11 protein-coding genes and 1 pseudogene are annotated in these 13401 nt (G+C 64.5%); 6 read left to right on the top strand and 6 right to left on the bottom strand.

Going from position 1 to position 13401, the window contains the following annotated elements; all coding sequences use genetic code 11:
* The first annotated feature begins 3 nt into the window (after positions 1 to 3).
* On the top strand, positions 4 to 1503 hold the full coding sequence (locus ABIC32_RS13620; RefSeq protein ID WP_354074528.1) for a UxaA family hydrolase: 1500 nt from the start codon (positions 4 to 6) through the stop codon (positions 1501 to 1503).
* 11 nt (positions 1504 to 1514) lie between these two features.
* On the opposite strand, the gene ABIC32_RS13615 is transcribed toward ABIC32_RS13620, so the two are convergent.
* The 4 genes from ABIC32_RS13615 to kduI form a co-directional block, all read right to left on the bottom strand.
* Positions 1515 to 3158, bottom strand: a complete 1644-nt coding sequence (locus ABIC32_RS13615) for a pectate lyase (RefSeq protein WP_354074527.1) — start codon at positions 3156 to 3158, stop codon at positions 1515 to 1517.
* Positions 3159 to 3317: 159 nt separating this feature from the next.
* A complete protein-coding gene (locus ABIC32_RS13610; protein ID WP_354074526.1) occupies positions 3318 to 4361 on the bottom strand; it encodes a PfkB family carbohydrate kinase in 1044 nt (347 codons plus the stop codon).
* A gap of 21 nt (positions 4362 to 4382) precedes the next feature.
* Positions 4383 to 5141: a 2-dehydro-3-deoxy-D-gluconate 5-dehydrogenase KduD gene (kduD, locus tag ABIC32_RS13605; protein WP_066551825.1), complete on the bottom strand. Its 759-nt coding sequence runs from the start codon at positions 5139 to 5141 to the stop codon at positions 4383 to 4385.
* A gap of 22 nt (positions 5142 to 5163) precedes the next feature.
* Complete coding sequence (kduI, locus tag ABIC32_RS13600; protein WP_354074589.1) at positions 5164 to 6009, bottom strand: 5-dehydro-4-deoxy-D-glucuronate isomerase; 846 nt, start codon at positions 6007 to 6009, stop codon at positions 5164 to 5166.
* Between the two features lie 172 nt (positions 6010 to 6181).
* On the opposite strand from kduI, the gene ABIC32_RS13595 reads away from it, so the two are divergent.
* Complete coding sequence (locus ABIC32_RS13595; RefSeq protein ID WP_354074525.1) at positions 6182 to 6844, top strand: RpiB/LacA/LacB family sugar-phosphate isomerase; 663 nt, start codon at positions 6182 to 6184, stop codon at positions 6842 to 6844.
* Between the two features lie 40 nt (positions 6845 to 6884).
* Here ABIC32_RS13595 and ABIC32_RS13590 read toward each other — a convergent pair whose 3' ends face one another.
* A complete protein-coding gene (locus tag ABIC32_RS13590) occupies positions 6885 to 7934 on the bottom strand; it encodes a LacI family DNA-binding transcriptional regulator (protein ID WP_354074524.1) in 1050 nt (349 codons plus the stop codon).
* 135 nt (positions 7935 to 8069) lie between these two features.
* Here ABIC32_RS13590 and ABIC32_RS13585 point away from each other — a divergent pair, with 135 nt between their 5' ends.
* The 3 genes from ABIC32_RS13585 (at position 8070) to ABIC32_RS13575 (ending at position 11360) form a co-directional block, all read left to right on the top strand.
* The gene (locus ABIC32_RS13585) at positions 8070 to 8906 is read left to right on the top strand and encodes a 2-keto-4-pentenoate hydratase (RefSeq protein WP_354074523.1); all 837 of its coding nucleotides are present in this window, start codon (positions 8070 to 8072) and stop codon (positions 8904 to 8906) included.
* A gap of 88 nt (positions 8907 to 8994) precedes the next feature.
* On the top strand, positions 8995 to 10281 hold the full coding sequence (locus tag ABIC32_RS13580) for an MFS transporter (RefSeq protein WP_354074522.1): 1287 nt from the start codon (positions 8995 to 8997) through the stop codon (positions 10279 to 10281).
* Positions 10282 to 10373: 92 nt separating this feature from the next.
* On the top strand, positions 10374 to 11360 hold the full coding sequence (locus tag ABIC32_RS13575; protein WP_354074521.1) for an alpha/beta hydrolase: 987 nt from the start codon (positions 10374 to 10376) through the stop codon (positions 11358 to 11360).
* Here ABIC32_RS13575 and ABIC32_RS13570 read toward each other — a convergent pair.
* Positions 11357 to 12919 (bottom strand): carboxylesterase/lipase family protein, encoded by a 1563-nt coding sequence (locus ABIC32_RS13570; RefSeq protein WP_354074520.1) that lies wholly within the window; start codon positions 12917 to 12919, stop codon positions 11357 to 11359. The genes ABIC32_RS13575 and ABIC32_RS13570 overlap by 4 nt on opposite strands.
* A 281-nt stretch (positions 12920 to 13200) precedes the next feature.
* Here ABIC32_RS13570 and ABIC32_RS13565 point away from each other — a divergent pair.
* Positions 13201 to 13377: pseudogene (locus tag ABIC32_RS13565) on the top strand (DUF6538 domain-containing protein); the annotation flags it as partial.
* Between the last annotated feature and the right edge of the window lie 24 nt (positions 13378 to 13401).

Here is a 13401-nt window from a genome sequence, read left to right as displayed (position 1 = left end):
TCCATGTCTCGCGTTCTGATCCTGAACCCCGCCGACGACGTCGCAATCACCTTGGACGACATCGTCAGCGGCGATACGCCTGATGGCTTGACCGCGCCGGCGCGCGCCGACATCGCTACCGGCCACAAGATCGCCCGTCATGCGGTGGAGGCGGGCGGTCTGGTCCGCCGCTACGGTCAGGTCATCGGACGCGCCAAGGCCGCCATCGCCGCCGGTGATCACGTCCACGTCCACAACCTGGCCATGGCGGAAGACGGCCGCGAGGCCGAGATCGGGGCCGACCTGCGTCCGCCTGCGCCGTTGTCAGGCGCGACGTTCAACGGCATCGTTCGCCCCGGCGGCCACGTCGGCACACGCAACTATATTGGCGTCCTGACCAGCGTGAACTGTTCGGCCACAGTGGCGCGCCGCATCGCCGACGCCTTCCCGGATTCCATCCTGCCGAAGGGCGTTGACGGCGTGGTTGCTTTCACCCACCAAGGCGGTTGCGGCGGCTCATCGCTCAGCAGCGACGTGACGCTGCTGCAGCGGACCCTTGCCGGTTATGCACGCCACCCGAACTTCCATTCCATCCTGATCGTCGGCCTGGGCTGTGAAGCCAACCAGATCCCCGCCTGGCTGGCCAACGAAGGCCTTCAATCCGGCCCGCACCTGCGCACCCTGACCATCCAGGAGGCCGGCGGAACCGCCCGCGCCATCGAGGCCGGGATCGAGATCGTTCGCGATCTGGTCACCGAGGCGGCGCAAGTCCAGCGCCAACCTGTTTCCGCATCTCACCTGACCGTCGGCTTGCAATGCGGTGGTTCGGACGGCTGGTCCGGCGTCACCGCCAATCCGGCCTTAGGCGCAGCTGTCGATTTGCTGGTCGCGCACGGCGGCTCGGCCATGTTGTCCGAGACGCCGGAAATCTGGGGTGCGGAACATCTGCTGCTTAGGCGCGCGGCGTCGCAGAATGTTGCGGACAAGCTGAACGCGCGCCTGGCGTGGTGGCGCGACTATGCGGATCGTCACCAGATGGAGCTGAACAACAATCCGTCGCCCGGCAATCTCAAGGGCGGTTTGACCACCATCCTGGAGAAATCGCTGGGTGCGGTGGCCAAGTCCGGTTCGACCCCGCTGAACGATGTGATCGGATACGCCGAACCGCTTCAAGCCAAGGGCCTCAGCTTCATGGACAGCCCCGGCTACGACCCGTGCTCGGCCACGGGCCAGATCGCCTCGGGCGCCAATCTGATCGTCTTCACCACCGGTCGGGGCTCGGTCTTCGGCGCCAAGCCCGCCCCGTCGATCAAGGTCGCCTCCAACGCCAAACTGGCGAACTGGATGGACGAAGACATGGACATCGACGCATCGCCCGTCCTGACCGGGACCAGCCTGGCCGAGGTCGGCGCCGTCATCTTCCAGAAAATGCTCGATGTCGCGTCAGGCGAGCCCTCCAAATCCGAGGCCCTCGGCATCGGCGACAACGAGTTCGTGCCCTGGCAGGTGGGGGCGTATCTCTAGGCTCCGCAGCCCTAAGCCCCCAACGCCTCGATCAGGTCGCCCATGTTGCGGATGAAGACCGAGGTGGAGACGCCCTCCACCGGGAAGTCGGTATTGTAAGGCGAGGTGTCCCACAGGTCGCCGACGCGGGTCATCTGGTATTCGCCGCCTGTTACGGCGGTGGGGGAGGGGCCCTTGTACGGGTTTGACGTCGTGGTCAGCGGCGTGGGCCAATAGCCGCGCGCATTCAGCCCGGCCATGACTTCGGCCGCGCGACCGGCGTGAGGCGCGGTCGGGCGACGAGCATCGCTGGACATGTCCCACACGTCCACATCCTGAAGCGTGAAGTACTTGGGCAGATTTAGCGAGCCGGGGCGCGCCTTCAGCGGCGACCCGCGCGTGGCCTCATCGACCGGCATGGCCGACAGACGCGCGTACTCCGCGCGCAGGGCCGGGGTGTCCACATTGCGGAACGAACCGTAGTGGACGATCAGATTGGTGGGGTTGTCGTCGGCGTAGTACTGGCCGTTGGCGATGTTGGACCCGCGCCGGTGGATGTAGATCGGGGTGTTGGCGCCTTCCAGGATGAAGGTCGGGTGCGTGCGGCCCGGCGTGTTCAGCGGCGGCTTGGCCGCGACCTGATCCAGCCAGTCCATCGCCTCGGGCAGGCGGGCCAGATACTTGCGGTCGCCCGTCAGGCGATAGAAGCCCATCATCGACTTGATGTTGGTGCCGGTCGTGTGGGTGACGAAGGCTTGCGGCTCGATCGTCCGGGCACCCGCCGGCTTCAGCGTGTCGGGGAAATGCTGCAAGCCCCAGGCGGGCTGCGGCTGCGGTTGCTGGGTCTTTACGAAGATGTCCATGCCGCGATTGATGGCGTCCAGAATCCTTGCATCGCCCCGGCCGTTCCGCGCCAGCCCGTGATAGGCGTAGATCAGGAACTCCAGGTTCTCGCCGGCCACGTCGTCGTTGAAGGTGATGTAGGGCGTATAGTCCGCATGGCCGTGCAGACCGCCGTTCTCGACGAACGGATAGCGCTGGGGCCAGCCGCCGTTCTCGTACTGGCTTTCCAGCACGAAGCTGATCGCCTTGTTCAGCGGCGCCAGATATTTGCGATCCTTTTTCTCAAGGTAGATCCGCAGCAACAGCTGCGACGCCTCGGCTGTCCCCGCGTCGTCGAACGTCGCGTTGCCGTAGTAGTGGTGGAATTCCTCCAACCGCCAGGCGTTGGCGGCGACCGTGCCGTACCACTGCTTCAGCGACTCCTCGCCGGCGGTGTCGATCACATAGTTCCAGCCGCCCAGAGGGTGCTGGCCCTTGATCAGAGCGTCTGCAGCCTTCTTGGCCGCTTCATAGTAAAATTCGTCGCCGGTGGCATGATAGGCGTCCAGGAACAGATGGCCCACGGTCGCGGTGCCCGGGGGCTGGACCCAGATCATCGTCGGGTTGGCCTCAAGCTCGCCCCAACGGCGCGAAAAGTCAGGCAGATATTGCCAAACGTATCCGCCCTCGACGGCGGCCTCTTCGCTCATGAACCGAGCGGCGCGCTTCATGGTGTCCAGAATGGCGGCGCGCTCTGGCGACGCCTGGGCCAGGACGGGCCCTGAAGCGGCGACGAAGGTGGCGGCGGCGCCTGCGGCCAGCAAGGCGCGGCGGTTCATGGACGTGACGGACATGGAAACTCCTGGTGTGACCTCTCTCGCACGGTTTCTTCTGACCGTTTCGAAGCATCACTGAAGCATGATTGACACCGGTTTCCTAGCCCTATGGCACCATTGAAAAAGGCCGCATGGACTTCCCCATGCGGCCTCCACACAATCTCAATGTTCGCAGCCTCACCGGCGGATATCGAACCCGCCGTCGCCCATAGCGGCGCGCACATCGTCGGCTGAGAACAGGTTGACGTCGCCGGGGATCGAATGTTTCAAGCCGGCGGCGGCGAGGCCGAAGTCGAGGGCCTCCTGATCCGACCAGCCGCTCCACAGGCCAAACAGCACACCGGAGGCGAAGGCGTCGCCGCCGCCGACCCGGTCCACGACGCCGGCCATGTGAATGGCCTCGGCTCTGGTTTCGATCACGTCGCCGCCATTGCGGGTCAGCATGACAGCCGACAAGGCCTGGTCGGCGACGCTATCCTGAACGCGCAGGGTGCAGGCGATGCGTTGCAGGCGAGGGAAGGCGGCGAAGGCGGCCTTGGCGGCTTCACGACGCCGCACAGCCGGATCGGGGCTGTCGAACGTCGTCTTCAGCACCAGGGCGAAGTCGCGGTCGTCGGCGAAGGCGACCGTGGCGCCTGCCAACATTCTGCCCAGCGTGGCTGGGGGATCGCCATCCCATTGTTCCCACAACTTGCCACGGAAGTTGCCGTCGTAGCTGACCTTGACGCCTTTGCGGACGGCGGCCTCGATGATGGCGACGGCAGCGGCCGAGCCGTTCGGGCCCGTTGCCGGCGTCACGCCCGAGGCGTGCAACCATTCGACGCCGTCCAGCATTTGGTCCCAGTCGAAGGCCGTATCGACATGTTCGACGAAGGCCGATCCGGCGCGGTCGTAGAGGACTTCCGACGGACGACGCACAGCGCCGGGCGTCAGGAAATACAGACCCATACGGCCGGGTTTGAAGACGACCTGAGAGGTGTCGACTCCGTGCTTGCGCACCTCGTCACGCACGCCGCGACCCAGCGCATTGTCGGCCAGGACCGTCGCCATGCCGGTCGGCGCGCCGAAGCGGGCCAGCGACACGGCGACATTGGCCTCGGCGCCGGCGGGACGCACGGTCAGGGCAGGCGACTGCATCAGCAGTTCGTTGGCGTTGGGCGAAAACCGCAGCAGCATCTCGCCGAAGCAGAGGATGCGCCGGGAAGATGCAGCCTGGGTCATGATCGCGACGCTAGCTCCGGATCAGCGCGCCTGCCAGCCGCCGTCGACCGGCAGGATGGCGCCCTGGACGTAGTCGGAGGCCCGGCTGGCCAGGAAGACGGCCGCGCCGCCCAGGTCCGACGGCTCGCCCCAGCGCCCGGCCGGGATACGGCCCAGGATCTCGGCCGAACGGACCGGGTCCTCGCGCAGAGCCTGGGTGTTGGCGGTGGCGAAATAGCCGGGGGCGATGGCGTTGGCGGTGATGCGGTGCGGCGCCCATTCGTTGGCCATCAGCTTGGTCAGGCCGGCGACGCCCGATTTGGACGCGGTGTAGGACGGCACGCGGATCCCGCCTTGGAAGGAGAGCATGGAGGCGATGTTGATGATCTTGCCGCCGTCGCCCTGTTTGATGAACAGGCGGGCGACCGCCTGGCTCATGAAGAAGACGGTCTTCAGATTGATGTTCATCACTAGGTCCCAGTCGGCCTCGGTGAAGTCGACGGCGTCGGCGCGGCGAATCAGGCCGGCGTTGTTCACTAGGATGTCGATGCGGCCCATGGCGGCCAGAGCTTCCTGAACCACGCGCTCGACCGGCTCGATCGAGGTCAGGTCGGCGCTGATCGCGTGGGCGCGACGACCCATCGCCTGCACCTTGGCGACCGTGTCGTCGGAGTCCGACAAGGCGACCGAGACGATGTCGGCGCCAGCCTCAGCCAAAGCCAGGGCGATGCCTTGGCCCAGGCCCACATTGCCGCCGGTCACCAGCGCGACCTTGCCGGTCAGGTCGAATGGATTGCTCATGCTTTTCTTCCTCTTGTCCTGATTACTTCAGCTGGCAGATGTCGAGTTTGTACATGTCGGTGTAGTCAAGGTTCTCGCCGCCCATGCCCCAGATGAAGGTGTAGTTTGAAGTGCCTGCGCCGGTATGGATCGACCACGGCGGGCAGATCACGGCCTCCCCGTCGGCGATGACGATGTGGCGCGACTTGTCCGGTTCGCCCATGAAGTGAAAGACTCGGTCGTCTCCGCCTAGGCCGAAATACAGATAGGCTTCCGAGCGGCGGTCATGGATGTGAGGCGGCATGGTGTTCCAAACCGAGCCGGGCTTCAGCACCGTCACGCCCATCAGTAACTGGCAGGACTTTACCTTCGCCGGCACGACATACTGGTAGATGGTCCGTTCGTTCGACGTCTCCAGCGCGCCCATTTCCAGCGGCACGGCCTCGTCGATCGAGATCTTTGTCAGGTCGTAGCGGGCGTGGGCGGGCGTGGCGACCAGATAGAACTTCGCCGGTTCGGCGGGGTTCTGGGAAGCGAAGCTGACGTCTGTCGATCCCATCGGCACGTAGAGGCCATCGCAAAAGCCCAGTTTGACGGTCTCGCCGTCAACAGTGATCGAACCCGCGCCACCGATATTGACCACGCCCAGTTCTCGGGCCTGCAGGAATGGCGCACCGGCAAGCGACGGAGGTTCCGAATGCGTCGGCAGGCTCAGCGCCGTCTCGGCCGGCGTGGCACCGCCGATGATCATCCGCTCATGGTGGGAATAGTTGAGGCTGATCCTGCCCGGAACGAACAGGTTCTCGATCAGATAGCGATCGCGCAGCTGTTGGTTTGAGGCGCAGTCCATCATGTCGGGATGGGTGGCCTGATAGACTTTGTTGTACATGGGGTCGTACATGCCGGTCTCCCTGCGGACCCGCAGCGCGAGCCACCGAAACGGATCTAACGCCCGTCCTTCTGTGGACTAGGTAACCGGTGTCATATAATGATGCAATCGATTAGACCAACGCCGCCGACATATGTCGGCATCGCCTCGCCACCGTCTTAAGGATTTCCCCATGAAGATCGCTCTCATCATCGAAAACAGCCAGGCCGCCAAAAGTGAAACGGTGCATGCGGCGCTAACGGCCGTCGCCGAACCACTGGGCCATGAAGTCTTCCACTATGGAATGTATGCAGCCGAAGATAAGGCCTCGCTGACCTATGTGATGAACGGCGTCCTGACCGGCATCCTGCTGAATTCGGGCGCGGCCGATTTCGTCGTCACCGGCTGCGGAACCGGTATGGGCTCGATGCTGGCCTGCAACAGCATGCCGGGCGTCTTCTGCGGTTTGGTGATCGACCCGACCGACGCCTTCCTGTTCGGCCAGATCAACGACGGCAACGCCATCTCGATGCCCTATGCCAAGGGCTTCGGCTGGGCTGCGGAACTGAATTTGCAGGACGTCTATCGCAAGCTGTTCGAGGGCGAGCGCGGCTTGGGCTATCCCAGGGAACGCGCCGAAATCATGCGCAAGAATCGCGGCGTGCTCAGCGACATGAAGGCCGTGACCTGCCACGACATGCTGACGGTTCTGAAGACGATGGACCAGGACCTGCTGAAGGCCGCCATCGCCGGCGAGAAGTTCCAGGACTACTTCTTCGCCAACGCCACCGACAAAGGCATTCGCGATTATCTGAAGGGCGTTCTCGCCGCCAAGCCTGCGCTCGAAACAGCCTGAGGCAGACAGGTCGGCGCGCGATCACGCGCGCCGACCCTACTCAGACTGCCGGAATTGCCGACTTGCGCACGACCAGGGCCGGTCGAACGTCCGGCTGCTGCATCTTGGCTGGATCCACTCCCCGCATCGGCGCCAGCAGCTTTTCGGCCGCCATTCGTCCCATGTCGCGGATCGGTAGGCGCACCGAAGTCAGGTTGGGCCAAACCCGAGCCGCCATCGGCAAATCATCGAAGCCGACGACGGACAGGTCGCGCGGCAGTTCCAGCCCGCGATCACGCGCCGCCTGCATCACCCCTATGGCCATGTCGTCGTTGAGGGTGAAGATGGCGGTAGGCGGCGTTTCCAGCGCCAAGAGGGCGTGTCCCGCCTCCACGCCTGATTCGAACGTATAGGCGCCTGTGAAATCGTAAGCCGGATCCAGCGGGATCCCGCGCTCGGCCAGAGCGTCCAGAAACCCCTTGCCCCGCACGGCCGACGACCGGAACAGGTCCGGCCCGCGCACCAGACCGATCCGTCTGTGTCCCAGGTCGGCCAGATGCGCCGCCGCTTCGGCCGCACCGATCCAGTCATTGGTGACCACCATCGCCTGAGGCTCGTCCAACGCCACCGAGGCGATGCGGACATAGGGGCAGTCGAGATCGCGCAGCAGGTCGATGACCTGTTCGTCCTCGGAAACCGACGGCGGCATGATGACGCCATACAGACGTTGGCGCTCGACGAAGCCTCTGATGTCTTCCAGCAGGGTAGGGGAGTTACGATTGCAAGGATGAACGACCAGTTCCAGGCCGGACCCCTTTAGCGCATCCAGCACGCCTTGCTGCATGTTCACGACGTAGGTCGGGCTGGGGTTGTCGTAGATCAGACCGACCAGGAACGAGCGTCGAAAGGCCAGGCCGCGCGCCTGTGGATCAGGTGTGAACCCCAGAGCCTTGATGACGGCGTTGACCTTTTCGCGCGTGTCTTCCTTGACGAACGGCGACTGATTGATGACCCGCGAGACGGTCTTCTTGGAGACCTGCGCCTCACGGGCGACATCGTTGATGGTTGCCCGCTTGCCCGGCTTGCCGGATCGCGGATCGTCTTGAGCCAAGGTTCGGCTCCTTCCCTATGTGCAGCTTGAAGGCATAGCCGCGACTCGCGGCCGACGCCATGGGGCTCAGTTAAAGCGCATTGACACCGGTTTCCTTCGTCGCTCTTATCGCAGCCTATTCACGAGGCGACACCTTTGACTTCGACCCCCTCTCTTGCGAGCCAGGACGACGCGCTGTTGGCCGATCCGGCGGCGATCGCACAGCAGTTCGTCGCCGCGCGTCTGGCGGCGCGCAGCACGCCAGACTATCCGGGCGTGATTCCCCAGAGCATGGCCGAATCCTACGCCATCCAGGACGCCGCCATCGGTCTGTTTCCCGATGAGGTCGTGGGCTGGAAGGTGGGCGGTGTCCCGCCCGAGCAGCAGCCGAAGCTGGGGATCCATCGTCTGGCCGGCGCCATTTTCGCGCGCAATGTCTGGCCGGCGCCCGGCGACACGGTCGTGCCTTTGCCCGAAATCGAGGGCGGGTTTGCAGCGGTTGAAGCCGAGTTCATTGCTCGGATCGGCGTCGACGCGGATCCCGCCAAGACAGATTGGACTATCGAAGACGCCATGGGCGTCGTGGACAAGGTCTTCATCGGCGTCGAACTGGCCGGCAGCCCGCTTTCGACGATCAACGACCTGGGATCAGCCGTGGTCGCCTCCGATTTCGGCAACAATGGCGGACTGATGATCGGTCCCGAGGTCGAGAACTGGCGCGAGCGTCTGGACGGCATCGCGGTCGAGACGGTGATCAACGGCGCCAGCGTCGGCACGGGCGGGTCGCAGTCCCTCGCGGGCGGGGCGATGGAATCCGTGCGGTTTTTGCTGGAACATTGCGCACGCTGGGGCCGCCCGTTGAAGGCGGGCACGCTGGTCTCAACGGGCGCTGTCACCGGCGTTCACCGTGTCCACGCGGGCGACGAGGCCGTGTGCATCTTCAAGGGTATCGCAGAACTTCACTGTTCGGTCGTCAGGGCCGAAGCCCAGTAACATCATCGGACGCTTACCCTGCCGCCGTTTAGGGACGGAAAAGAGCAGGGACGTGTCGAGGAATATTCAGGAACGGGTTTTCATAACCATGTCAGACGCCTCCGTCGCGCCGCCGATCCAGATCAAGGCGCCATCCCCCGGCAAGTATCGCTGGATCATCATGTGGCTGCTGTTCGCGGCCATGGTCATCAACTACGTCGATCGTCAGATGATCGGCTTCCTCAAGCCGACGCTGTCAGCCGAGTTCGGTTGGTCCGAAACGGACTATGCCGACATCGTGTTCTGGTTCCAGGCGTCCTACGCCGTGGCTTACCTGTTGTGGGGCCGGATCATGGACCGGATCGGCGCGCGCTGGGGGCTGGGGATCGCCTTCGGCATCTGGCAGATCGGCCATATCATGCACGGTGCGGCGCGAGACCTGTCACACTTCATGATGGCGCGGATGGTCCTTGGCGTCGGTGAGGCCGGCGGTTTCCCTGGCGGGATCAAGGCGGTCGCGGAGTGGTTTCCCAAGAAGGAACGCGCCTTCGCGACGGGCCTGTTTAACGCCGGCACCAATATCGGCGCCATTGTCACCCCCCTGATCGTTCCAGGCCTCGTGCTGGCCTTCGGCTGGCAGATGGCCTTCGTTATCACAGGGGCCTTGGGCCTGATCTGGCTGCCGATCTGGCTCTTGGTCTATCGCAAGCCGCGCGAGCAGAAGAAGCTGTCCGCGGCTGAGCTGGCCTATATCGAGCAGGATCCGGCCGACGTTGTCGAAAAGGTCAAATGGACCAAACTGCTGACGGTCAAGGAAACCTGGGCCTATGCTCTGGGCAAGTTCCTGATCGATCCGATCTGGTGGATGTTCCTGTTCTGGCTGCCGGACTTCTTAGGCAAGACCTATGGGCTGGACCTGAAGACCTTCGGCCCGCCGCTGGTCGCCATCTATCTCCTGTCCGACATCGGCTCGGTTGGCGGGGGCTGGCTGTCGTCGCGCTTCATGCACAGGGGCATGAGCATCAACAAGGCCCGCAAGATCACCATGTTGATCTGCGCACTGTGCGCCGTGCCGGTGGCCTTCGCGGCCGAGGCGTCAAGCCTTTGGCTCGCGGTCGGCATCATCGGACTGGCGACGGCCGCGCACCAGGGCTTTTCGGCCAATCTCTATGCGCTGCCGGGCGATGTCTTCCCCCGCTCGGCGGTGGGGTCGGTCGTCGGCATCGGCGGCATGCTGGGCGCCATCGGCGGCATGGCCATGGCCAAATACGCCGGCTACGTCCTGGAGAAGATCGGAACCTATACGCCCATCTTCATCGTGGCGGCCTCGGCCTATCTGATCGCGCTTCTGGTCATTCACCTGATCACGCCGAAATACGAACTGGCCAAGGTCTGACGAACGACTGAGTGGCTCAGCGCCGCGACGTCATCAAGGATTGCGGCCGGGCGAGCGATCGTCCGGCCGACGTCTTTTCAGGAAGAACTGTGATGGATGTGGAACGCAGGACGCTTTTAGGTCTGGCGATGGGGGCCGTAGTCGGCGCATCCGGGGCGAGGGCGCAGACAGTGGCGGATGGCGGCCGCGCCGGTCCGGCCGACCCAACCGAGATCATCCGCCTATGGCCCGACGGCGCCCCGGGCGGGCAGGGCGTGACCGTCACGCCGGTCGTGCCAGAGCGGTCGACCGATCCCGCCTTCCACGACCGTTACGCCCAGTATACGACCGTTCCGATCCTGACCGTCTTTCGCCCCGAGCGGCCGAACGGTTCGGCGATGCTTCTTATCCCCGGCGGCGGCTATCGCTGGGCTGTGCTGGACAAGGAAGGGTATGACGTCGCGCGCGTCTTCGCCGCCAGCGGCACGACCTGTTTCGTCCTGCGCTATCGCCTGCCGGCTGACGGTTGGGCGGCCGGGCCCGACGTACCCCTTCAGGACGCCCAGCGTGCGATCCGGCTGATCCGCAGCCGCGCCGCTGACTATGCTGTCGATCCACATAAAATCGCCGTGCTGGGCGCCTCGGCGGGGGGGCATCTGGCGGGCCTGGCCAGCGCTCGGACGGACGCGACCTATGAACCGGTCGACGCCGCCGACAGCGCAGCCTTGCGACCGGATCTGACTGTTCTGATGTACCCGGTCGCGACCATGGCGGACCCGTACGTTCACGCCGGATCGCGGACGCACCTGCTGGGCGATACGCCGTCGGCCGAGCGGATCGCGGCCTATTCTTTGGAGCAGATGGAGTGGCGCAATGCCGCGCCCGTCTTCCTGCTGCACGCCATGGACGACGCGTCCGTGCCGGTGGAGAACAGCCTCCAACTGCTGACCACGCTTAAAGCCGCCGCTGTCCCCACCGAGGCGCATCTGTTCCAGGAAGGCGGCCACGGTTTCGGCGTCCGTCTGATCCAGGGCAAGCCCGCGCAGGTCTGGCCCGATCTGGTGCGCGCCTGGGCCGCCCGGCTGGATTTTCCGCTCTAGGTTCCCGGCTGGATATAGGGAATGGCCGAGAAGAAGGCCCGCTCGTCCCCGCGCGGATCGTCGACCATGCGCGGCTGGATATCCATCAACATCGTCTGTCGGCGAGGCAGCTCATAGCGGTCCCAGCGCGGCAGTCCGGCATGGTTCGGATCGCCGTCGCGAGCCAGGGCGATGAAGGCGTCGCTCATCCGGTCCGACATGATTTGCGCGCCCGGCCCGCGCGTCCGCGAGCCGGGCGCCTCGACATTGTCGAACACCAACGGAATGTCGGCGGTATGGAAGGCGCCCTTGCGACCCGAGGCCAGTTCGCCAGGGAAGTCGAGTTGATAGACCCAGGCGGGTGCGCCGGCCTTGGCTCGCTCCTCGGCCTCGATCACCGCGCCGCGCCAGGACCGCCCAGCCGTCGTCGCGGCGATCAGCACCTGGTCGGGCGACCATTCGGGATGCATGGCGCGATAGCCTGCGATTACGGCTTCGGGCGTGATGTCGATGCGCATGACGCCGGGAGACAGTCGCGCCGCTAGGGTGTCCCATGTCAGCCCGACATTCTTGGGATCGTTGCCCATGAAGCCCAAGGTCTCTTCGCGCGTGTTGCCGATGATCATGGGGATTGCCCGGCCCAGCGGCGCCGCATCGGGGTAGAAGGGGTGGCGGGGCAGGGTGCGGAAATCCAGCACCGGCCCGAAATACAGGCCGCCGTAGCCTAGAATCAAATCCTCGGCGCTCTGCGCTTCGAGCAGCTGCTCGACCGGCATCGTCGCCGCCTCGGCCGCCCGATCCGGTGTCAGGCCCAAGGCTTTCAGCCAGGTCGTCGCCCGCGTCGTGGCGTTGATAGGCCCGGACGCGGTCACCTGCTGACCACTCATGGTCGCGGCGCGGTGGAACAGACCTTGCGCCGCCGGCGTCGCCATCAGGGTGGCGATCTTTGCGCCCCCGCCGGACTGACCGAACAGCATGACCCTCGACGGATCGCCGCCGAACGCCGCGATATTGTCGCGTATCCACTGCAGCGCCAGAATCAGATCCAGCTGGCCGACGTTGCCCGAATCTTCGAACCCCGGCGCCAGTCGCGCCAGATAGGCATAGCCGAAGACGTTCAGCCGGTGGTTCAGCGTCACCACCACGACATCGCCGCGCGCTGCCAGACGCGTGCCGTCATACAGCGGGTCCGACCCCGATCCGCTCGAATAGGCGCCGCCGTGGATATAGACCATCACCGGTCGCCGACCCGCGTCGGTCCCCGGTGTCCAGACGTTCAGAAACAGGCAGTCTTCGCTTTGATTCGGCTCATCGCCGCGCTGCGGACTGGCCGCGCCGTAACGTGTTGCACGAACCGGGTCGCGCCAAGGCTTCGGCTTCTCCGGCGGCTGAAACCGTCGGGTCGGCGCTCCATATCGCACGCCCTTGAAGACACTGATCCCGTTCTGTCGCAGACCGATGACCGGCCCGGCTGTGGTCATCACGCGATTTGGCGCCGTCGCCGCAAGAACGCCGGAGGGCGCCGAAAGCAGACCTGCGGTCGCCATGCTGCTTAGCAGCGCCTTACGTCGCGTGATCATCGATCGTCACCCATCTGATATCCGACGAGACCAATCCTGACACCGGTATCATAATCATTCAATGCGCAATGCCAGCGATGCCGAGATGCAGGCGCAAAAGCCTGACAGCAAAGGCCGAAACCTCGTTTCGATAATGTTGGAACCTGGCCTAGGCCTTCGTTAGGCCGGTGGCGGAGAGGGTGGGACTCTCAAGTGAGATACGATTTTCTCTAGCTCGACCAAATAGTTGACTGAATGCAGCCACTTGGTTCATAGGGCCGTGCTTCAAACTGTGTCTCAGAGTGTGTCTCCTGCGTCTTCCATCGTATATCAAGCGGCGAGGTGCGACCTACTATTTCTCGCGCCGCATTCCAGTTTCGGCTGCCTCAAACCCGGCGTTCAAGGGTCAGACGTTTTGGAGACGGTCCCTCAAGACCTCCGATCCGGCTGCGGCCCGTGAAGCAGGACTAAAGGAACTGGCGTGGTTCGACGCGGTGGTGCGG

It is taken from the genome of Brevundimonas sp. 1080 (assembly GCF_040545985.1).
Taxonomy (GTDB): domain Bacteria; phylum Pseudomonadota; class Alphaproteobacteria; order Caulobacterales; family Caulobacteraceae; genus Brevundimonas.
This window is presented reverse-complemented; position numbering and strand designations above follow the sequence as displayed.